This window comes from Celerinatantimonas marina (assembly GCF_046054165.1).
Taxonomy (GTDB): Bacteria; Pseudomonadota; Gammaproteobacteria; order Enterobacterales; family Celerinatantimonadaceae; genus Celerinatantimonas.
Map to the genome: position 1 here is coordinate 38,131 of NZ_JBFNXK010000022.1, position 21,806 is coordinate 59,936.

A 21,806-nucleotide genomic window follows, 5' to 3' on the forward strand; every position below is an offset into this window, starting at 1 on the left:
GCGCATTATAAATACTCGTCAGCTTAAGATAGAAAGAGCGGGCTTTATGATCAACATCTATACATCAGATCTTTCCATATAAAAGTGGCGAAAATACGCTGCTAATGAACTGATACTAAATGAATAATTTTCTTAAAAGAAGAAGGGTGGAAATAACAAACGTCGAGAGAAAAATTTGGAGCGGGCAGCGGGAATCGAACCCGCGTCACCAGCTTGGGAAGCTGAGGTAATAACCACTATACGATGCCCGCGAACGCAATGAATTATATCAGGGATAATTCATTGCGCTAGTGGTTATTGCTATTTTTTCGTGTGAAGTCAACTGATTAGTCATTTTTTAATCAGGCTCGGGGATGACTTTCATCATAAACCTGTTTTAAACGCTCGTTAGCCACATGGGTATAGATTTGCGTCGTTGACAAATCACTATGCCCCAGCAGTAACTGCACCACTCGTAAATCAGCGCCGTGATTCAACAAATGCGTAGCAAAAGCATGTCGTAACGTATGGGGAGATAGGGGTTTTTCTATCCCGGCCCGCTGGGCATAGGCTTTAATCCGATGCCAAAATGTTTGCCGAGTCATTTGTACCCCCCGTTTACTGGGGAAAATAATATCGGATTCCTGTTTGAGTAATAGTCCCCGAGCTTCCCGAAAGTAACGATCTAACCAATACTCAGCTTCTTCCCCCATCGGAACCAGCCGCTCTTTACCCCCTTTGCCCAGAACTCGAACGACCCCTTGCCGCAAACTTAATTCATCCATCGTCAAACTCACCAGCTCCGTAACCCGAAGCCCAGTGGCATACAGCAGCTCCAACATAGCCCGATCGCGCAATTCAATCGGCTCATCCAGTTTAGGTTGATTGAGTAGCCTATCGACATCATCTTCACTTAACGTATCCGGGAGGTGCTTCTCTTGTTTTGGAGAATGCAATAAAGCACTGGGATCATCCGCTCGTTCTCCCTGAGCATAAAAATACTGAAAAAACCGACGAATAGCTGAAAGTTGCCGGGCCGCACTACTGGTCTTTTGGCCGTGATCCAGACACCACATGAAATAATCCTGCAGCTCACTCGGCTTCACCTCAATCAACTCAATCCGTTTCTGCCCTAAATAGTCAGCCAGTTTCGTCAAATCATTCCGATAGGAAATCAGCGTATTTTCAGCCAGCCCTCGTTCCAGCCACAATACATCCAGAAACTGCTCAATATATGGATAACGCTTTTCCTGAGTCACTTGCTACTTTGGCCCCCAGACCACTTTTGTTAAACTAACTATAAATTTTATGGCAGAGAGAACGCAATGGCTATTGGCCTTTTTTATGGTTCCACCACCTGTTACACCGAAATGGCAGCCGAGAAAATTCAGAATGCTTTAGGCGGCCCGGAAATTGTCGAGTTACACAATGTCAAAGACACATCACTCACCGAAATGGAGCACTACGATATTCTGATCTTGGGGATTTCAACCTGGGACTATGGTGAGTTGCAAGAAGACTGGGATGCCGTCTGGAATGATCTGGATACGCTCAAACTAGACGGCAAAATCGTCGCCCTGTTTGGTCTTGGAGATCAAGAAGGATATGGAGAATGGTTCTTAGATGCTATGGGGATGTTATACGCTAAATTAGCGATGCATCAGGTCAGTTTTATTGGTTACTGGCCCAATCAGGGATATCAATTTGACACATCCAAAGCCTTAACTCAAGACGGTGACTATTTTGTCGGTCTGGCTCTGGATGATGAAACCCAATACGAGCAAAGTGACACCCGTATCGAGCAATGGACCAACCAACTTCTAGAAGAGTTACAAGCCATTAGCGAGTAGCCGGTAACACAGATTCCCGGATCACCAGACGACCACTCAATTCGTCTGGTTCACTACGATCTAAACGCTGATGCAGTACCCCTTTGAGTCGCTGTAACGCCACATCCACGAGTTGATCCAACGGATAATGAATACAGGTCAAAGGCGGTGTCAATTGCTGGGCCAGTGGGGAATCTTCCAGGCTCATCACCGAAACTTCCTGCGGAACAGCAATATTGAACTGCCGCAGTAATCGCATCGCAATAGCCGCTTCGCTATCACAACGAGTCATCAGTGCAGTAAATGGCAAATAACGGTTCAACAATTCGAGCAACGGTTGCTCAACACCACGCTGACCATGAATGATGAGTTGCCGGTTTAAAGGAATCGATTTGTTTTCCAGCGCCGTTTTGTAACCTTCTTTAAGCTGTTCACTAATGGCCATTGCGTCATCATCAAGCCATAGCGCAATTTGCTGATGCCCTTGACTCAGTAAATAACGGGTCGCACTTTCACAAGCAAAGCGGTGATCGTAATGAATACAGCCGGACGTAGTCCCCGATAACGAAATTAACCGTTCCCCACTGTAATCTTCATCCGTTTCACTTAAGACAATAATGGCGGCAGCACTGGATGTTTCTAAACGTTCAATCTGTTCATAAATAGCCTGCGAGTGATCCACAAAACTCACCAGCATCTCCAAATCCTGCGCCTGAATCCCCTTGGCTAATTTGGGTAAGGCCTCAGCGATAAGCTGACTATCACTCCGTTTTAAAATCACCCCGACACAATTCGAACGCTGATTAGCCAGATTCTGCGCCAGCACACTCGGTCGATACTGCAACGCTTCCACAGCTTTCAGCACCGACTGCCGACTTTCCTCCCGAACCCCTCGGCTTCCGGTTAAAACCCGGGATACGGTTGCTTTGGATACTTTTGCTAATCGGGATACATCATTAATCGTCGCCATGACTCTACCTCACCTTAATATGCCCAAATCATAGCATAATTGGCCGTCAGGGAAATGCAGGGGGATGTTATCGGGCTGGCAAAATTACATAAAAAACCAGCCCGAGTGACTCCGATCACCAACCAGCAGAAAACCAGCTAATCAGATTGACGCTGATACAAGGCAATCAACTCCTGAACAAGCTCTCCGGCCAGCATTGAGGTCATCAAATGATCCTGCGCATGAACCATAATCAGCGTCATAGGAATTTTCCCCTGCCCTTCATCTTCCTCAATCAAGGCAGTTTGCACATGATGAGCTTCACTAATAAAGCCTTTTGCTTCTTGCAGCTTTTGCTCTGCCCGTTCAAATTGCCCGTTTTTCGCATCATTCAGCGCGTCAAAATAGAGGCTCCTGGCCTGTCCGGCATTGACGATAATTCCCATGATGACTTGTTCAGCATCCATTATTGATGATCCTCCACCTGAAAACCATGCTCAGCACTCACCTGAGCAATCCAGTGTCCACTCTTTTTAAGTCGCCGTTGCTGGGTCGCTAAATCCAGAGCAACATATCCATAACGGTTTTTATACGCATTGGTCCATGACCAGCAATCAATAAATGTCCAGAGGTGATATCCCAGACAGTTAGCACCTTCCTCTAAGGCTTTATGCAACCACATCAGATGCCCACGAATGAAATCAATCCGATAATCATCCTGCACTTCGCCATCGACCATAAACCGCTCTTCATTTTCAACCCCCATCCCATTTTCAGAGATATAACAAGGGATATTGCCGTAGTTCTGGCGTAGATTCGTCAGAATGTCATAGATCCCTTTCTCATAAATTTCCCAACCTCGATAAGGATTCATCTTCCGACCGGGCATCTCATAAGGTTCAAAAAACCATTCCGGCATCATGGGGCCTTCAGGATTCACCGCACTCAAGCGTGCTTTCACCCGTCGTGGTTGATAATAATTCACGCCGAGTAGATCCACTTTTCCTAAAGCCAACATCGCGGTATCGTCAGGCTCAGTGATGGGTTGCAAATCATGATCTTGGATCCACTGCGCTAATTCCTGCGGATATTGCCCTAACACGGCCGGATCCAGAAAACTACGGTTAAACAGCAAATCAGCGATCCGGGCCGCTTTCACATCCGCCGGATGTTCCGAACGGGGATAACTGGGTGTCAAATTGAGAATAATGCCAATTTGACCTGTCAATTGACGCTGATGATACTCATTCACCACCCGGGCATGAGCCAACATCGTGTGATAAGCCACTTGCACAGCCCGTTTGAAATCCACCACATTCGGATAATGGGCATCATAAAGATATCCCTGTTCTACCGGCACAATCGGTTCGTTAAAGGTAAACCAGTGCGATACCTGCTCTCCGAAGAGGTCAAAACAAACCTGTGCATAGCGGACATAAGCATCCACAACAGCCCGATTTTCCCATCCGCCTAACTGCTGCATCGCCCATGGCATATCAAAGTGATACAAGCAAATAAAAGGCTCAATTCCAGCAGATTTAAGCTGATGAATCAGTTCACGATAAAACTGCACCGCTTGCTGATTCACTTCCCCCACCCCATCCGGGATCAAGCGAGCCCACGAAATAGAGGTCCGAAAACTGTTGTGACCTAATTGTTTGAGCAACGCGATATCTTCTTCAAAGCGATGATAAAAGTCCGATGTTTTTTCGGGCCCTACCGCATTAAAAAAGCGATGTGGTTGTTGCCGGTACCAATAATCCCAGACGGTATCCGCTTTGCCCGCCTCATGTGCCGCACCTTCACTTTGAGCGGCTGAGCTGGCACTTCCCCACCAGAAATGGTCTGGGAATCGATAAAAACTCATCATGTAATCCTTTCGTTCATTCATTAATGGTTAAATGCTGTTTCATGTTTATCCAATGCCGGATCCGCATCCGCCAATGCAGCTTGTTCTGCCGCTTTTTTCGCTTCTTCAGCCAACAGCTGTTTTTCATAAACTTTCAAAAATGGCAGATACATTAGCGACGCGGTGAACATACAGAACAGACACATAAATACCGGTGTAATGGCCCAGTTAGCAGCCCATGAAGCCCCGATAGGTCCGGGTGTTGTCCAAGCAGTCAGTGACACAACCCGAGGCAGTAATCCCCAATAAGTCGCAGCATAAGCAAAGACGGCATTAATCATTGGGACAAAAACAAAAGGCAGGAAGAACAATGGATTCATAATGATCGGAGCCCCAAATAAAATGGGCTCATTGATATTAAAAATCCCCGGGACAATCCCCATTCGGCCGATACTCCGGAGATGAATCGCTTTACTTCGGATCAATAGAATGGCCAACGGCAACGTCGATCCCACGCCCCCAATCAATAGATAGTGATCCCAAAAACCTTGGGTATAGATGTGAGGAATGGCTTGACCTGCGGCTAAAGCGACCTGATTGGCAGACAAGTTTGCCATCCAGAACGGGTTCATAATCCCGGTCACGATCAAAGCCCCGTGGATCCCAGCAAACCACAACACCTGACAGATAAAGACCGATAACAGTACCGCCGGTAAACTATCGGAAGCCGAAACCAGTGGTTTAAGCAGCGCCATCACGGCTTCAGGCAAAATCATGCCGGTTTCATGCTCAATAAACAGGTTCAAGGGATAAAGCGTAAAAATAATCACCAATACCGGGATCAGAATTTCAAAAGATCGAGCGACTCCGGTTGGCACCTGCGGCGGCAATCGCACTGTTATATGATGCCGTTTTAAAAACGCATACACCTCAGTGGCATAAATCGAAACGATCAGAGCCGTAAAAATCCCCTGCCCCGCAAAATACTGCGTGGAGATCTGACCATCTTTATAAGGTGCGGCCACCAGCAAAAATGACATTAACGCCAGTAAGCCGGTGGTAATTGGATCCAATTTATAATGCCGGGCTAGACTCGAGCCAATCCCAACACAAATAAAGAGGGTCATAATTCCCATACTCAGATGGAACGGCAACATCAACGTTTCCCGATGTTTCGCCGAAAATGCCAGCCAGGCCTGTACAAAACCTAGGCTGCTATTTTCTGAAAACGGAGGGAAAATAAAGACCAGCATAAATGAGCCGACAATCATGAATGGCAAAGCGGCAATAAAGCCATCACGGATTGAGGTAATATATTTCTGTTGTCCGACAGCCCCAGCTATCGGTGTTATCTTATCTTCAATCAGATGGGATAACCGATCAAAGTGCGTACCCATGAGAACTCTCCTGCGCTATCCTGCTATCTCGGTACCGGCCAGAGCCAATCCCTGTTCCAGTACATGCTCACCATTTTGCATGCCGTAATCCATTGGATTAATCGTTTCAACAGGCACCCCATACGGGCTCGCCCGCCGAGCCAGATCCGCCTGTAAATATTTCACCTGAGGCCCAAGCAACACCGCCTGATAGTGGCTGACCTGCTCATCAAACTCGGCGACACTATAAGCATCAATGCTCACAGCAATTCCTTTCTGTTCAGCCACATCTTTCATTTTTTTAACCAGCAGACTGGTCGACATTCCAGCCGAACAACACAACATTAAACGGTACATAATCAACTCCGGTTATTTCATAAATCACTCCATTACTATAGGACTAATGAAACAAATGGAAACCGGTTTCCATTTCATGATTTAGATTATGTGCACAGGATCACATCCCCTCGAAAAACTCCGTGGATAAACGTGACAGAAAGCGAATTACTACAATCAATTAATGTGGAATCATGGCAACAGTGTAAAGTTTGCAGACATTAAAGGACTGTTCATCTTTAGAAATAAGGATGGGCGGCCATAAAAATAGCATAATCTACTGTAAAAATTTGAGGTGATAGTGTGCTCAACGGCCAATGGATGCAGTTGATAGCCAATGCAATTGAAGAATATATAGCTCCTGTTGCCAAGCTGTTAACAAATAGTAAGCATATTCTTGCCGTTCGGGATGGCTTTCAGCTAGCCATGCCTTTTATTTTTGTCGGGAGCTTATTTGTTCCGCTTTTATATCCGCCTTTTATTCCCACCCATCCCGGAACATTTGCCCAGAGCTGGCTAGTGCTTTCCCGGGAATTACGGCCGTTATTGCTCCCGGCATTCCAACTCACATCGGGGCTGATCAGCTTGATTATTTCATTTGGTGCAGCCGCTAGTCTGGCCAAACATTACCAGTTGCCACAACGATTTTCCGGGTTAACGGGTTGTATCTCTTTTTTATTACTGATTGGTTTTTTTACCGATCAAACAGCAGCTATTCGTTATTTAGGGGGCATGGGAATTTTTACAGCGACTTTTGCCAGCCTGTATGCTGTAGAAATTATCCATCAATTTTATACACGGGGATGGTTTTTTTCGATGCCAGAAGAAGTACCTCAAATCACCCGCAATGGTTTTGCACTGATCATCCCTTTATTCTTCATTCTGCTCTCATTGAGCTGTTTCAACCTGATTTTGAAGCATTATTGGGGATTACCTTTTCCACAACTTATGGAAACCATTTTCCAACCACTGATTATTGCTTCGGATTCGCTTCCGGCAATTCTGCTCTCACTGCTGGTCTGTAATGTACTTTTTTTCATTGGGATCCACGGTTCTATTCTGGTCACCGGAATTATGAATCCATTCTGGTTATCAAATTTGGCGGTCAATCAGCATGCACTGGCCGCAGGTCAGGCCATCCCGCACATCTATACGCAAGGTTTTTGGGATTATTATTTACTGATTGGAGGTGTAGGCTCAACACTGCCCTTGATGTTAATGGCCTTTCGCAGTCGTTCTCAGCAACTACGTTCAGTGGGAAAACTTGGATTCATTCCATCGCTATTTAATATCAATGAACCCATTCTATTTGGATTTCCCATCATCATGAATCCACTATTTTTAATCCCATTTATCAGCGTTCCCATGATTAACGCCACCATTGCCTGGTATTTGACCAAATTAGAGATTTTGGATCGATTTATTGCGATGCTCCCGTGGTCCATGCCAGCCCCCATTGGGGCGGCTTGGGCAGCCAACGGCAGTTTAAATAACGCCTTAATGAGTATTCTGGCGATTTCTATTTCATGGAGTATTTACCGCCCTTTCTTTAATGTCCATGAAAAAATGTTATTAAAGCAGGCGCAGCGCGCCCGCTCAGCGAATTGAAGTCGGCGATACGACTTTGATTTGATAGCCCGTCTGATGACCATAACGGATTTCTCGTTGCAAATCGGCAAAGGTCTGAGGATTTTTATCCAACCACTCCGTTGGCAGACCCAGTCGTAATTCATCATGATCAACTTCCAGATAGACTTCCGGCATCTGCTGTCCCCGTCGGCCACGCTGTAAAATAATAGCCAACCGTAATAGCAGCAGTATTTTCAGCAAGGGTTCTTTATCAATGGGGAAATTTTTAGTGATCCGCTTGCGGTGCGCTAACACCAACAAGGCCAGTTCTGATTGCTCCGAGCGAGAAAATCCGGGCAAATCCACATTTTCAACAATATACGCACCATGTTTATGATAATCGCTATGCGTAATATCCAATCCCACCTGAAACAACAGCGATGCCCAATGCAACAATTGTGAGGTATTCCGGTAATCCAGACCCCATCCACCCGCTTGTTCCAGTAAAGATTGAACAATACGATCCACTCGGTTTGCATATTCAAAATTCACATGGAACCGTTCGGCCAGATTCATCACACTCAGATCACGAAAATTATTATGTTCCAAACGGCCTTTCAGATCATAGAGCAACCCTTCACGTAAGGCCCACTGAGCCGCATTCATCGAATCGATGCCCAACCCATCAAAGAGGATCGACAGAATGATCAACCCCCCTAAAAACACGGGACGCCGATTATCTGAAAGCCCTTCCATGGGATAATCGACCACTCCAGCCTCACAATATTCATCCAATAACTGATGGATATATTTTGGCTTGATGGTGCCATCGCTCCACCCTTTAAAACGGCAGATTTCAGCCACGCTACGAATTGTTCCAGAAGCCCCAATAGCCTCACTCCAGCCTTTATCAAATAAAGTATCGAGTACCGGCACCAATTCCTGCATACAGGCCGTACGCGCTTTTTTCAAGCGTCCGGCGGTGACTTTCCCTTTACTGAAAAAACGCTTGGTAATGGCAACACACCCCATACTCAAACTTTCTTTGACCACCGGTTCCATCCCTTCACCGATAATCACTTCAGTACTGCCCCCCCCGATATCAATCACTAATCGGTTGCCGTCTTTAGGGGCTAAATCATGAGCAACGCCCAAATAAATAATCCGCGCCTCTTCCTCACCGGAGATAATCTCCACCGGATGCCCCAGTTGTGCCTGAGCTTGTTGAAGAAAATCATCGACTCGATGCACACTACGCAATGTTTTGGTGCCAGCCACCCGCACATTCCCGGTAGAAATACCCCGTAATCGCTCACCAAACCGACCGAGGCAACTCATGGCGCGCTCAATCGCCTGCTGATCTAAAACGCCATATTCATTTAAACCCCACCCTAAGCGAACCGGCTCTTTGATCCGATCCACAATGTGGATTTGTTCTCCGTCCCAACGGGCGATAATAAGATGAAAACTGTTCGAACCCAAATCGACTGCAGCAATTTGCTGGCTTGCAGGGTAATTCATTGGAGAGAGATCAGACATGCCTATCAACTAAGTTCCATAATAGCTTTAAGTAAACCGTGCCGTTCCCAAGAGGTCAAGCGCTTTAAAAAGATCAGTCTAAATTCAAATAAAAGTCCCGATATAACCGCTTAAATGTCTGGCTATAAACCCCAGGTTGTTGATAAATCGATAACTGCTGTGATTCGCAATCTCCGGAACACCGGGAAAACTCAAGCAACAAACGCTGTGGCTGTATGCTTTTAATTTTCGTCACGACCTCACAACGGCGGCGCAAATACCACCCTGATGACTGACTTATCATGAGCAGTTGTTCCCCTTCAGCATAGGGCAAAATCAAGGACAGTGTTGCATCGGATCGAGCCAGTCGAGCCGCTTGTATCAACAACTGCTGATGCGAAAGCGTGTAAGTCTGGCGAGCAATCGCCCGTCGCGGATCCTCAAACACTTGTCCATGAGGGAAATAAGGAGGATTACTCACCAAATGGCTGTAATGCCCTTGATTAAAATCCACTAGATCCTGATGATAAATATGAATCCGCTCGGCCCACGGCGAATGGGTCACATTCTGTCGGCTTTGAGTCACCGCATCGGCATCGATATCAATTGCATCAATCGCTATTGGCATGTGCTGCGTGCGTTGTGCCAACATTAAAGCAATCAGGCCACTACCACAGCCGATATCCAAAATTCGCTCCGGCTGCTGCAGTCGGGTCCATCCGCCCAACAGGATCCCATCGGTCCCAACTTTCATCGCACACCCTTCATGAGCCACATGAAATTGCTTAAACGTGAAACCGCGTTGCTGATAATGCTTCAAAACTTTCGTTCTCAGGCCAATTTATTACTATAATAGGCGGCAACTTTATGGGGAGAGCACTTCGTTTGCAAGTATCCCCGACAATTCACCTGACCATGCAGTGATATTTCATGACATTTGATCAATTAGAACTTGATGATGAATTGCTTGCTAGCCTTGAGCAGCAACAGATTACCCGTCCTACCACCATTCAGCAGGAAGTGATTCCCGTCTTGCTCGACGGATATGACGTGCTGGCTTCTGCTCCGACCGGAACCGGAAAAACATTGGCCTTTTTATTACCGGCATTTCAGCATTTGCTGGACTTTCCGCGTCGTAAACAAGGGCCAGCCCGGGTTCTGATCCTAACCCCAACTCGGGAACTGGCACTCCAGGTTGCCGAACAGGCCCGGTTACTTGCAGAGCAAAGCGGACATCATATTGTCGATATTACCGGTGGAGTAAACCATCAAGAACATGCCGCCCAGTTCAATGCGGGCTGTGATATTGTCGTGGCGACCCCGGGGCGCCTGATCGAATACATCAATGCTCAGGTTTTTGACTGTCAGGCGATCGAATGGTTAATCTTGGACGAAGCCGATCGCATGCTGGATATGGGATTCATTCGCGAAATGCGCCAAATTGCCGATGAACTCACCGCTCGTTCACATACGGCGCTCTTTTCAGCGACCTTAGAAGGTGAGCTACTGGAGCAATTTGCAGCCGAAGTCATGCAAAATGCGCAAACCATCCGGGTGGATCCCCCTCGACGAGAACGCGCCAAAATTCTGGAACTGTATCACCACTGTGACACGCTGGATCACAAACGCGCTATTTTATGTCACTATCTACGTAGCGATGAAGTGACCCGAGCCATTGTCTTTGTTAAAACCCGGGATCGCCTTGATGAACTGGTGGCTTATCTGCAAAGTCAGAATATTCCATCCGTTTATCTGCGAGGTGAAATGACCCAAGGACGTCGCAACGATGCGCTAGAACGTTTCAAATCCGGGAAGGTCAATGTTTTGATTGCAACCGATGTAGCCTCACGCGGCATTGATATTGCGGATATCAGCCATGTATTTAACTACGACATGCCTCGCACGGCGGATGTTTATGTACATCGGATCGGTCGAACCGCCCGCGCAGGGAAAAAAGGCTGTGCAATCAACCTTGTTGAAGCCCATGAAATTGCTATTTTAGGCAAAATCGAACGCTATACAAAAAATCCGATGCGACGCCGGGTGATCGATTCATTGCGACCACAACACAAAATTCCCAAAAAAGCGCCGAAGAAAGTAAAAGTTAAAAAAACTAAAACCGGCCAAACCAAAACGAAAGCCAAACAATCGAAAAAATGATCACCCAGGAGCCACGAAAGTGGCTTCCTTCCCATTACAGGAACCTTACGCTTTCATAGCATATTTTTAACAAACTCACTTCCGTTATAGCGACATAGCCTCTAAAGTAATAAGCGAGTAAGTTATTAATCAAGGGTTTCTATTATGAAAAAAATATTTGCACTTGCCGTCTTATGTGCCAGCCTCGCTACCGCACCTGCATTTGCCGCTCAGGATGTCGGTATGTCAATGATGCAGATGTCTCAATCCTATCGCGCCGTAATGAAAGACAAAACATTAAAAGATTTGAAAGCTGATCTAGCCAACCTCAAAGCAGCCGTATTAAAAGCACAGGCCGGGGTTCCTGACTTTTTAGCCTCTAAACCTGCTGAGGATCCCATGCGCCAAGCCTATCGGGAAGGCATTAATAAACTGTTAAGCCAAATTAAACTGGCTCAGGAATATGCCAGCGAAGGAAACTTTAGCAAAGCCCAAGAATCGGCCTCTGAATTAGGTCATATCATGCGAAGCTATCATAAAAAACTGGGTGTTTAGTGTAAAAAACCGCCTAAGGCGGTTTTTTTATCACTTAGTACATAGGCGGATGCTACTTCACAAACTCAATAAAATTTCGGACCAAGACATCTTCATGTTCATGATTCCAAAGTAATCCGATATCCCAACTGGCATTAGCGGAGGTTAATTCAAGCAGCTTGATCTCCGGTTGGCAAATAATCCGGGCTCTGGCCGGAATGATCGTATAACCCACGCCGGCGCAAACCAATGCCAACAAGGTGAGAATATCATCGGCTTCCTGCACTACAGCCACGGTCTGATGAACATGGGCGAGATAGCTCTGAACTTGACGATACAAGCCACTGCCGCGTTTAGGATTCAATTGCAAATAATTCAGTTGGCGCAGGGAACGCCACGGATCCTCTGAATCAATAGGCTCTCGTTGATGCACCGCTATCGCCAAATGATCCGAAAACAGCTTCATCGCGTGTAACGGTGGATGAATATCCTGAGTACGGCTGAAACTCAACTGTAAATCACCCGCAACCAAAGCCTCCGCTTGCTGTGAAGACGGCTGATCATTCAACGTAATCGCCACATTCGGATAACAGCGTTTAAACTCCGCAATATACGCGGGCGCATCGGCATAAGCGGAAATACCGAACCCTATATTCAGCTGTCCTGAAGTCCCTTTAGATACGGCGAGTGATAATCGCTGAAACTTATCAAATTGCTTTAAAATCCGAGTGGCATCCGGCAGTAACGCTTTGCCAGCCGGAGTTAATTCTGCGCCATGTCGCCCTCGCGCAAACAGCAAAACACCCACATCTAATTCCAGTCGCTTAATTTTTTTCGTTAACGCAGACTGCGTGATAAACAGATGCTGAGCGGCAATCCCATAATGATGATCCTGCGCCAATTGGTAGAACGCTCTTAAATGATCGATTTCCATTCCTAACATTCATTGATTTTAGAATTTATTTCATTATAAGGAATGAAATCTATCGTTTACAGTCCTCCCACACATCATTCTACATCAGGGAAAATCATGCGAGACATCCGCGTCGCCTCCGTTCAGTTCAATCACCAAGCCGGTAATAAAGCTTATAATCTATCCATCATTCAAAAATTCACAGCGCAAGGAGCCGCTTCAGGCGCGGAAATCATCATCTTTCCGGAGATGTGCATCACCGGGTACTGGCATGTCTCAATCCTGAGCAAAGCAGCGATTGAGCAACTGGCAGAACCCGTTCCCGATGGTATGAGTGCCCAAAGGCTACTCTCATTATCCAAACAGTATCAGGTGAGTATTGGTGCTGGTTTAATTGAACGAGATGAAAACGGCACGTTATTTAACAGTTATCTCTTCGCCATGCCGGACGGTCGTCTGAAAAAGCACCGAAAGCTGCACACCTTCGTCAGCCCCTATATGAGCAGTGGCCATGAGTTTACCGTGTTTGAAACCCCACATAGCTGCAAGGTAGGGATCCTGATTTGCTGGGATAATAACTTAGTCGAAAATGTCCGAATTACTGCGCTCAAAGGAGCGGACATTCTCATCGCGCCCCACCAAACCGGAGGGTGTAATTCCCGTAGTCCCAAAGCAATGGGTTTGATCGAACCCGCGTTATGGCACAACCGCAGAGAAAATCCAGAAGCACTACGCCAAGAAATGCAAGGGGATAAAGGCCGGAACTGGCTACTGCGCTGGCTACCGGCCCGAGCTCACGATAATGGCATGTTCCTCATATTCAGTAATGGGGTTGGCTTGGATATGGACGAAGTCAGAACCGGAAACGCCATGATATTAAGCCCCTATGGAGAAATTTTAGCCGAGACTCAGAGTATTGAAGATGACCTTGTGATCGCTGATTTAAAAGCCAGTGAACTTGATCGATGTACAGGAAGACGGTGGATCAGAGGTCGCCGTCCCGATTTATACGGCCCACTGACCCAAACAACAGGTGATGAATTAGCCCCTCATGCGGCCCGGTTTTCAGAACATAAATGCGAAAAATAATATAACGGAAAGAACAAGAATTAGGCTGGATAATTAGGCCACCCACCGGATAAACCCAGTCATAACAGGATGATTTAGTCTTTATTTTCTAAAGTAATCGGGTAGCAATAACCACTTTGCCGACAAGATGGATCAAGATTCAGAGTGGATATTCTCGGTCACTTTGCTCTTTCTAAATTTCATAAGAACCACATGAATGCTAACTTTATACGGTGGGTGGCCTGTTTATTTCCCTGTTTATTTGTTTGTTATATGGCTTTTATAACTGCACGCCTGGAAATAGTACCCAAATAATTGTGCTAACTACGGCTAAAAAAAATGCACAACCTATAATATTAATAAGCCTCTGAACTGACACACTTTTATTTTTATAATTAGGATAAAAATTCTCAAGAACAAAGCTATTAAGAAAACCGACTATGGACATTTTCCCGATCCATACCAACAGGCTATTGTTATCGGTACGCAACATGAAAATTTGCTTGATCGTTTGACCAGTTTCAAAAGCTTCATATGCCCAAACCAGTCCGAAAAGAATTGGAGGTGCAATGAAAAATAAAATGGGTACTTTGAACTTCATTTTCTCTAAAGCCATTTAACAGTTGGATATTACGCCCGAGCCAAAACTCCCCGCGAACTTTTAGCCCAAACCCCATATAAAGTAATATTTATCAAAATGGATAGTCAAAGACAGCCTTGCCAAAGCTAATCGGCCCAAGGATAGTCAGCTCCCCACCATATAAATCCGGTCATAGCAGGGTTCTTTAACCTCCCTTTTCCAAGTAGTTCAAATAAACGGGTTATCACAACAGCATTACCGACAAAATGAATCAAAATTCAGAGTGAAAATTCTCAGTCACTTTACTCTTTATAAATTTCATAGAAACCGTATAAATACGGGCTCTATACGATAGTTGACCTATTTATTTTTCTGAATTGTATTGTTATGAAACCCGCTTATACCCAACGTAGCCTTCATGATAACACTCCAAGCAGAACCCCTTCTCAACTTGAATGATCCACATATCTAAATCCTCATCAGCAAATTTTGCAGGATGCAGGACTACCACCTCAGCTCTTACCGACATTATAGGCCGTAGTGCATTTCCCCAGGCAATCCATACGATATCGTCAACTTGGAGGTCATTTGAGATAGCTTCGACAATCAAACGATCTCGAACATCATCTTCTACAAAAGGAATCGTCTCAGACCCAGCGCAATTTCCCCAATCTATCCCCGAGAATTGAATAGGGAAATTCTCTGCGATCCACTCCGCAACGTTGTTACCAAATTCAATTTGGTAAGGAATCAACTGTGCATCTAAGAACTTAGTCAAATCCACAATTAAATTGAGGCGATATTGACGTTCGTGCTCTTCACGAAGCTTCAATCTTTTTTGAATGGCCTTTTCTCGATCCATGGGGTTTATAACACCTTGTTAAGTCGCAGTTAGCGCAGTAAAAAAGCCTCTGCATTACACCATAAAAACAAATAGACAAGCCACCCATCCTATAAACCCTGTTATAACAGGATCCTTTAACCTTCCTTTTTCAAAGTCATTCAAATAATCGAGGGCGACAGCAGATTTACCGACAAAATGAATCAAAATTCAGAGTAATGATTTCGGCCATTATGCTTCCCCTAATTTCATAATAGCCGCATGAATACAGGCTTTATACGGTGGGTGGCCTATTTCTACTGGCACAAAACATACCTTCTTCAAAATCTTTTCTATGAATAGAATATACAGAATTTTTGCGGGACTCATAACCAGATGACCGCCCAGTAATTTAAATGCTAATAATTTCCTTAGATACATTATCTACGACGACAGGAGTATCTAAGTATGTGATTTCAGGCTCGGAGCCGTACTTTTCTTTAACAAACTGTTTCCAATCTTCTGTATACACAGCTTCCGCATCTTTTCGCGACTCCCAAAGGTATATTCCACCCACCGCATTACCCTCGTCGAATATGACGTAGCATTTTCGAATTAACCCAGGCAAATCTTTATACTTTGGCGCCGTACTCAAGAAAATCTCTTTTGCTTCTTCTTGGGTAGCAGGCTTAGATAGCTTAAATTTGGTTATGGATGTGATCATTGGCATTCCTTGGTTGTTGCCTAACAGTTGTATATTGCGCACACTCAAAAATTACCTGCGCATTTTATGCTGAAATTTTAAAATATCATATTTATCAATAGATTATTGCTATTTCCCAAATATATATAGGTTGCAAAATGCGCGCGCGCAAGAAAGAATAGACAGTCCGCCCACCTTACACCCCCTGTTATAACAGGATCCTTAAGCCTTCCTTTTTCAAGTCAATTCAGATAATCAGGAGCGACAGCAGCTTTACCGGAAAAATGAATCAAAATTCAGAGTGAAAGTTTCGGCCATTTTGCTGTATCTAATTTTATAAAAGCGCATGAATACTGGCTCTATACGGTGGGTGGCCTACTATTTTCTAAGCTCAGTAGTGAGCACTGGAACGTCATTTTGCCCTGCAAAATGCGGTGACATTTCGAGGTCTATTGCAGCCCATTGTTATGCATTTTTCATGAAGTGACGTTCTATATCGAGACCAACTACTGAGCCTCTTTGATCAAACATGTCTATAAATTTTTTAATTTCTTGCTTACCGTTAGAACCGAATATTAGGCGATTTAATGTAGCTCTGATACCGAACTGATTTTTTAATGTATTCATAGGATTAGTCTGTGTAACCATTTTAAAAATTCCCATACCAGCTTCCATAGTTACAGGCTTATGAGCGGAACCTAATCCAATTTTTGCATTAACATATTCCGACACTGAATCTAATTGCTTACGATAATTAGCAATTTCCGTGATGTTATCTTCAGACAGTACATTCTGAAACAACTTTAGCCATTCTCTTAATTTCGAAAAATATTGTCTCATTTCTAAAGCTATATCAATTAACTGACTAGGAGAACTAGATTCTTGAATAATCCTAATAGGGATTGCGGGCATATTTACAAAAAGAGAATATAAGGCATCTGTTCCGTATATTTTTTTAGATACCCTCATCTGCGCATCATTTAAAAATGAGGTTAATTGATGTAATGCATCCCCCGCAGGTAACATGAAGCCTGAGTTGATGAAAAATCTTTTTCTAAGGGGATGTGGTGTATAACTTTTTTCATAAACGAAACTACGCGCGCACATTCCAGCACCGCCCCACATTGTTGATGAGAGAAGTGGATTCTGAACTGTATTTGTTTCTTTCCAACTTAATACATTTTCTTCGTGGGCTAGTTTCAGAGAATCGGTTGAACTCATATACTCAATGATTCGATCACGCGGTTCTACCAATTTATCTGGATTTTCTAAAAATGGATAGCTCCTTACAACACCAAGAGTCTTAGCTGCCAATATAGGGCTATTGACCTGTCCCCACACATTCTCAAACTTTTCTTCAACTAAAATTTCATCTCTTAAAACAAGATCAGTTAAAAAATCGAAAAGCGCTTCCGTTTGAATGGCTGGATAACTAACTTCTTTGTAGTGATGCTCTCCATCTTGGACAATAATTTCATCGGCATATTCATTTTCCAAGCCATGAACAAACATCTTGGATATATCTTGAAGAGACCAATTATCAGAAATAATACCTTGTGCCATTAAACCTCCGTGATTGGCAAATTAGAAATATGCCTGACAGTTGTATATTGCGCATGCTCAAAAACCACCTGCGTATTTTTATCCCAAAATCTAACAACATCATATTTATCAATAAAGTATAGCCGTTTTACCCAATATACCTAGGTTGCAAAACGTGCGCGCGCAATATCTCCCCTAAACTTGCGTAATAACTCCTTCGTGCTATTTACAACTATTTGATTTATATTATTTTTTAATAACTGAACCAGATAAAAAGTGCGCAACATGAGCGGCAAAGCACGCATCGTTATTAAATCGAATGAATAATACTGTATATCCATCATCTACTTAGTGTTCCTGACAATAGACCAGCCACCCACCTTATAAACCCTGTTATAACAGGATCCTTTAATCTTCCTTTTTCAGGATAATTCAAATAATCGAGGGCGCCACAGCTTTACCAACAAAATGAATGAAATTACAAAATGAAAGTTTCGGCCATTTTGCTTCTTCTAATTTCATAAGAGTCGCATGAATACTGGCTTTATACGGTTGGGTGACCTATTATTTTTTTCGTTAGGCCTTCATGTACAGGATTAGAATTATCCCCCCACAAAAAAATATACAGTATAAAGACAAAAATGCTAGAGCGATAGATACGTGAAAATTGCCACTGGTACTTTCCCCAGTACTTTTATTATCTAATTCAGAAAAGCTAGACTTTATTCTAGTCGAAGAATGCCCGTGTGCCCAAACGGAAATTGCACCTGAAACACATGTTTTAAATGCATCTGAATTTTCAATTTCAATAATACGCTCATTCCAATGCCGTTGCCATTTACCTAAGCTTATTATTTGTGCTTTCCACTTCAATGAGATGAACAAGCCGAATACACTTAGCAACATTATCAAACAGACCCCTCCTATGAAAAAGTCGTGTTTTTTTGGTTCCATATCCATGATATAGCTCGTTAGCGCTACCAATCCAAAAACTACAGTAAGGTTAAACTTTACTGCATCGGTAAACCGCTTTTCTCTTAACTCTGTCTCAAACTTAGATGTTTCCAGAGTCGTTTTATAAAGATCAAATATATCAGCCATTATATACTCCAAACTGAGACTATAATTTGTCTTAAAAATGTTGAATAGGCAACTGGTAAGGCGTAGCATTTATGGGCGCTCCGCTTTTGGCAAGTAAAAACAATCGTGATTTTCAGATCTTGCAGCCATCTAGAGGGCGTTCAGAATTCTGTGTCAACTAATTTTGGTTAGATATCTAAGACCTCATCCAATCGCCCATCGAAGTGAATCGCCAGTTGAGACAATGCCATTTCCAATTTTGGATCGGCATTGTCCATTTTTTAGAAGTGTTCAATATCCCAGCATACAGCAGTTTTAGAAAAATAGGCAGGCCACCCACCTGATAAACCCTGTTATAACAGGATCTTTTAATCTTCCTTTTTCAAGTCAATTCAGATAATCAGGAGCGACAGTAGCTTTACCGGCAAAATGAATCAAAATTCAGAGTGAAAGTTTCGGCCATTTTGCTGTATCTAATTTCATAAAGGCGTATGAATACTGGCTCTATACGGTGGATTGGCTATTATTTTTGTTTCTGATTTACGTGCCAAAGTGACACGCTCATTGCTTTTTTCTCCATTTGATACCATAATATCGATGTGACATTTTGGCACAAAAGGAGACTATTTATGGCAACTACGTTACCTCGCATCACTGCTCGAGTCGACGTTGAGACACAAGAGTTACTGACTAAAGCAGCTGCCATTGCTGGTATGTCTAGTATTAATTCATTCGTTCTCAGCGCCGCTATTGAAAAAGCAATGCAAGTTATCGAACGAGAAGAAACACTTAAACTCAGCCAAGCTGACGCTATGTTATTAATGGATGCTCTTGATCGCCCAGCTACATCAAATGCGAAACTACAAACCGCAGCTCAACGTTATCAAGGCAAAAATCAACAATGAATACGGTACTCCTTGATAAATCTAAACATGACAGAAACCGATTCGACTGTGGTATCAGTGCTCTAAATAACTATCTTAAAGTTATGGCGAGTCAGCAAGCAAAGAAAGATAACACCAGAACTTTTATTCTGGAAGATGATAGCGATGAATTCAGAATTATTGGATTTTATACTTTAACCATGACACCAATTGATCTGAATGCTTTACCAGAAAAGCTACAGAAAAAACACCACTCATCAACGTCTGGCGGACTCATTGCTCGTTTAGCTGTTGATGAGAATTTTAAAGGAAAAGGCTTTGGCGAATGGCTATTAATCGATGCTCTACGCAAACTACTTATAGCTAGTGATACTGTTGCTTTTCCTGTTGTTATCGTTGATGCAAAAGACGGCGCAAAACACTTTTATGAACAATATGGGTTTACCGCATTTAAAGATGCAGAAAACCGCCTATTTATCACTATTGCTGATATTCGAGCCAGCCTGAGCTCAACACACTTTTAGCAAACTGTCGAATGATATGGCCCCCTCTTACCAAGCCACCGCGAGCCATACTTAACCATGTCACGTTGATCATTTGGAGGTCAGCTATGTCCAAACAATAGACAGACCACCCACCTTATAAACTCTGTTATAACAGGATCCTTTAGCCTTCCTTTTTCAAAGTCATTCAAATAATCGGGGGCTACAGCAGTTTTACCGGCAAAATGAATCAAAATTCAGAGTGAAGGTTTCGGCTATTTTGCTTCCTCTCATTTCATAAGAGCCGCATGAATACTGGCTTTATCAGGTGGGTGGCCTATTTATTTGATCTAACCCCGTATTTGAGGCTATTTATCAGCGATTGCTTGAAGCAGGGAAACCAAAGAAAGTGGCGATAATTGCCTGCGTCAGAAAGATGGTTGTTATCCTTAATTCAATGCTCAGGGATGGTACTATGTGGGACGAAAGAATGGCGAAAAATTAACTATTGACGCCATACTCGTTTGTTATATGAGTTTACTTCAGCATCTTAAGAACCGCTTTTTGTGCTGCTGGGGCACATTCATCGATTTTTGATTTATCGACCCACTTTATACACTCGATTTCTGAGTTAGGAGTTATCACTCCACTAAAATCGGCTGAATAGCAATGCATCGTTAGTTCGGTGTCCTCCAGACCATAAGCCTCATCTACAATTGTAAACTCATGTGTAATCGTATCGGCAACTAAATCAATATTTAACTCTTCTTTGATTTCTCGCAAAAGACCTAGTTGGTGCGTTTCACTGGCTTCCAACTTCCCACCCGGAATAAAGTACTTATTTTTACCTTTTGTTTTTACGCATAAAACTTTGCCGTCTTTTTTGAAAACCCAAGCTACACTTTCTAATTTTTTCATTTATCCAACCATGTATATTTTGACTGTATTCATATAACGCCGCCAACACGCGCTTGGCCTTATTAAATTTTTATAGCGCCATATGCAATATAGGATATGGCTTACCCTGACCATCGACTGGTGACCGACCTACCATTTTAAATCCAATATGCTGATAAAAACCTACCGCCTGTTCATTCTGCTCGTTTACATCGACCTTTGATGCCCCCTGCTCCTTGATAGCATGGGCCGCTAACATGGCACCAATGCCTTTTCCGCGTGCATCAGGTGAGATGAACAACATCTCAATATTATCGTCATGCACTCCACAGAATCCCTGAATTTCACCGTTACCGTTTTTAGCGCACCTTAAATCAACTGCATCAAAATACTGCTCCAGAATTAACGGCTTTAACTCCTGTAGATCATCTTCAGCCAGAAAATCGTGCGTAGCCCTTACCGACGCTTCCCAGACTTCTATCAGCTCAAGATGATCTGCTTTTTCTACGATCTCAATATTCATCACTAAACCAGATTGAAAATCTAACGAATGATATGGACTCCCTCTTCCCAAACCACCGCGTGCCATACTTAACCATGACGCGTTGATCATTTGGAGGTTGCTATGTCCACTATTCAAACTATCGGCATTGACCTTGCCAAGAAGGTTTTTAGTATTCATGTATAGAGGTCAACTAAAACCGGACACACGGTTAGGCCGATTCTCGGCGATTGCAGGCGGAACTCCATCATTATGTT

General features: G+C 43.8%; 23 protein-coding genes, 1 tRNA gene and 2 pseudogenes. 8 read left to right on the forward strand and 18 right to left on the reverse strand.

Features of this window, described 5'->3' with window-relative positions; genetic code table 11:
- Positions 1–176: 176 nt before the first annotated feature.
- Together ABUE20_RS18080 and xerD are read right to left on the reverse strand one after the other, a co-directional pair.
- Positions 177–251: transfer RNA gene (locus tag ABUE20_RS18080), tRNA-Gly, on the reverse strand.
- A gap of 90 nt (positions 252–341) precedes the next feature.
- Entirely contained in the window at positions 342–1,238 is an 897-nt protein-coding gene (xerD, locus tag ABUE20_RS18085) for a site-specific tyrosine recombinase XerD (protein WP_408621357.1), read from the reverse strand.
- Positions 1,239–1,304: 66 nt separating this feature from the next.
- Between xerD and fldB the strand changes: the two genes are divergently transcribed.
- Entirely contained in the window at positions 1,305–1,829 is a 525-nt protein-coding gene (gene fldB, locus ABUE20_RS18090; protein ID WP_408621358.1) for a flavodoxin FldB, read from the forward strand.
- Here the strand turns inward: fldB and ABUE20_RS18095 are convergent.
- From ABUE20_RS18095 to ABUE20_RS18115, 5 genes are all read right to left on the reverse strand, one after another.
- The gene (locus tag ABUE20_RS18095) at positions 1,819–2,778 is read right to left on the reverse strand and encodes a LacI family DNA-binding transcriptional regulator (protein ID WP_408621359.1); all 960 of its coding nucleotides are present in this window, start codon (positions 2,776–2,778) and stop codon (positions 1,819–1,821) included. The two genes, fldB and ABUE20_RS18095, sit on opposite strands and share 11 nt — an antisense overlap.
- 137 nt (positions 2,779–2,915) lie before the next feature.
- Positions 2,916–3,224: a PTS lactose/cellobiose transporter subunit IIA gene (locus tag ABUE20_RS18100; RefSeq protein ID WP_408621360.1), complete on the reverse strand. Its 309-nt coding sequence runs from the start codon at positions 3,222–3,224 to the stop codon at positions 2,916–2,918.
- Positions 3,224–4,627, reverse strand: coding sequence for a glycoside hydrolase family 1 protein (locus tag ABUE20_RS18105; RefSeq protein ID WP_408621361.1), 1,404 nt, complete (start codon positions 4,625–4,627; stop codon positions 3,224–3,226). Before ABUE20_RS18105 ends, ABUE20_RS18100 begins: the two co-directional genes overlap by 1 nt.
- Before the next feature lie 20 nt (positions 4,628–4,647).
- The gene (locus ABUE20_RS18110; RefSeq protein WP_408621362.1) at positions 4,648–6,003 is read right to left on the reverse strand and encodes a PTS sugar transporter subunit IIC; all 1,356 of its coding nucleotides are present in this window, start codon (positions 6,001–6,003) and stop codon (positions 4,648–4,650) included.
- Positions 6,004–6,018: 15 nt separating this feature from the next.
- Positions 6,019–6,339: a PTS sugar transporter subunit IIB gene (locus ABUE20_RS18115; RefSeq protein ID WP_408621363.1), complete on the reverse strand. Its 321-nt coding sequence runs from the start codon at positions 6,337–6,339 to the stop codon at positions 6,019–6,021.
- 300 nt (positions 6,340–6,639) lie between these two features.
- On the opposite strand from ABUE20_RS18115, the gene ABUE20_RS18120 reads away from it, so the two are divergent.
- Positions 6,640–7,926, forward strand: a complete 1,287-nt coding sequence (locus ABUE20_RS18120; RefSeq protein WP_408621381.1) for a PTS sugar transporter subunit IIC — start codon at positions 6,640–6,642, stop codon at positions 7,924–7,926.
- Here ABUE20_RS18120 and ABUE20_RS18125 read toward each other — a convergent pair.
- Together ABUE20_RS18125 and ABUE20_RS18130 are read right to left on the reverse strand one after the other, a co-directional pair.
- Positions 7,915–9,426, reverse strand: coding sequence for a Ppx/GppA phosphatase family protein (locus ABUE20_RS18125; protein WP_408621364.1), 1,512 nt, complete (start codon positions 9,424–9,426; stop codon positions 7,915–7,917). The two genes, ABUE20_RS18120 and ABUE20_RS18125, sit on opposite strands and share 12 nt — an antisense overlap.
- 73 nt (positions 9,427–9,499) lie before the next feature.
- Positions 9,500–10,225, reverse strand: a complete 726-nt coding sequence (locus tag ABUE20_RS18130) for a tRNA1(Val) (adenine(37)-N6)-methyltransferase (RefSeq protein WP_408621365.1) — start codon at positions 10,223–10,225, stop codon at positions 9,500–9,502.
- A 110-nt stretch (positions 10,226–10,335) separates the two neighbouring features.
- Between ABUE20_RS18130 and srmB the strand changes: the two genes are divergently transcribed.
- The gene (gene srmB, locus ABUE20_RS18135; protein ID WP_408621366.1) at positions 10,336–11,565 is read left to right on the forward strand and encodes an ATP-dependent RNA helicase SrmB; all 1,230 of its coding nucleotides are present in this window, start codon (positions 10,336–10,338) and stop codon (positions 11,563–11,565) included.
- Positions 11,566–11,709: 144 nt separating this feature from the next.
- Positions 11,710–12,099: a cytochrome b562 gene (locus ABUE20_RS18140; protein WP_408621367.1), complete on the forward strand. Its 390-nt coding sequence runs from the start codon at positions 11,710–11,712 to the stop codon at positions 12,097–12,099.
- A gap of 52 nt (positions 12,100–12,151) precedes the next feature.
- Here ABUE20_RS18140 and ABUE20_RS18145 read toward each other — a convergent pair whose 3' ends face one another.
- Positions 12,152–13,012, reverse strand: coding sequence for a LysR family transcriptional regulator (locus tag ABUE20_RS18145; RefSeq protein WP_408621368.1), 861 nt, complete (start codon positions 13,010–13,012; stop codon positions 12,152–12,154).
- Positions 13,013–13,105: 93 nt separating this feature from the next.
- On the opposite strand from ABUE20_RS18145, the gene ABUE20_RS18150 reads away from it, so the two are divergent.
- Complete coding sequence (locus tag ABUE20_RS18150) at positions 13,106–14,080, forward strand: nitrilase family protein (RefSeq protein WP_408621382.1); 975 nt, start codon at positions 13,106–13,108, stop codon at positions 14,078–14,080.
- A 259-nt stretch (positions 14,081–14,339) separates the two neighbouring features.
- Here ABUE20_RS18150 and ABUE20_RS18155 read toward each other — a convergent pair whose 3' ends face one another.
- From ABUE20_RS18155 to ABUE20_RS18180, 6 genes and pseudogenes are all read right to left on the reverse strand, one after another.
- A complete protein-coding gene (locus ABUE20_RS18155) occupies positions 14,340–14,660 on the reverse strand; it encodes a hypothetical protein (protein WP_408621369.1) in 321 nt (106 codons plus the stop codon).
- A gap of 364 nt (positions 14,661–15,024) precedes the next feature.
- On the reverse strand, positions 15,025–15,501 hold the full coding sequence (locus tag ABUE20_RS18160) for a hypothetical protein (RefSeq protein WP_408621370.1): 477 nt from the start codon (positions 15,499–15,501) through the stop codon (positions 15,025–15,027).
- Positions 15,502–15,871: 370 nt separating this feature from the next.
- Entirely contained in the window at positions 15,872–16,183 is a 312-nt protein-coding gene (locus ABUE20_RS18165) for a YdhR family protein (protein ID WP_408621371.1), read from the reverse strand.
- A gap of 444 nt (positions 16,184–16,627) precedes the next feature.
- On the reverse strand, positions 16,628–17,725 hold the full coding sequence (locus ABUE20_RS18170; protein WP_408621372.1) for a hypothetical protein: 1,098 nt from the start codon (positions 17,723–17,725) through the stop codon (positions 16,628–16,630).
- A 555-nt stretch (positions 17,726–18,280) separates the two neighbouring features.
- Complete coding sequence (locus tag ABUE20_RS18175; RefSeq protein ID WP_408621373.1) at positions 18,281–18,805, reverse strand: RipA family octameric membrane protein; 525 nt, start codon at positions 18,803–18,805, stop codon at positions 18,281–18,283.
- Positions 18,806–18,972: 167 nt separating this feature from the next.
- Positions 18,973–19,103: pseudogene (locus ABUE20_RS18180) on the reverse strand (IS256 family transposase); the annotation flags it as partial.
- Between the two features lie 310 nt (positions 19,104–19,413).
- Between ABUE20_RS18180 and ABUE20_RS18185 the strand changes: the two are divergent.
- The 3 genes and pseudogenes from ABUE20_RS18185 to ABUE20_RS18195 form a co-directional block, all read left to right on the forward strand.
- Positions 19,414–19,689, forward strand: a complete 276-nt coding sequence (locus ABUE20_RS18185; RefSeq protein WP_408621374.1) for a type II toxin-antitoxin system TacA family antitoxin — start codon at positions 19,414–19,416, stop codon at positions 19,687–19,689.
- Positions 19,686–20,192 carry a GNAT family N-acetyltransferase gene (locus ABUE20_RS18190; RefSeq protein ID WP_408621376.1) on the forward strand — a complete coding sequence of 169 codons (507 nt, stop codon included), beginning with the start codon at positions 19,686–19,688 and terminating at the stop codon, positions 20,190–20,192. Before ABUE20_RS18185 ends, ABUE20_RS18190 begins: the two co-directional genes overlap by 4 nt.
- Positions 20,193–20,499: 307 nt before the next feature.
- Positions 20,500–20,655: pseudogene (locus tag ABUE20_RS18195) on the forward strand (IS110 family transposase); the annotation flags it as partial.
- Positions 20,656–20,687: 32 nt separating this feature from the next.
- Here ABUE20_RS18195 and ABUE20_RS18200 read toward each other — a convergent pair.
- Positions 20,688–21,068 (reverse strand): NUDIX hydrolase, encoded by a 381-nt coding sequence (locus ABUE20_RS18200; RefSeq protein WP_408621377.1) that lies wholly within the window; start codon positions 21,066–21,068, stop codon positions 20,688–20,690.
- A 70-nt stretch (positions 21,069–21,138) separates the two neighbouring features.
- Positions 21,139–21,570, reverse strand: a complete 432-nt coding sequence (locus ABUE20_RS18205; RefSeq protein ID WP_408621383.1) for an acetyltransferase — start codon at positions 21,568–21,570, stop codon at positions 21,139–21,141.
- Between the last annotated feature and the right edge of the window lie 236 nt (positions 21,571–21,806).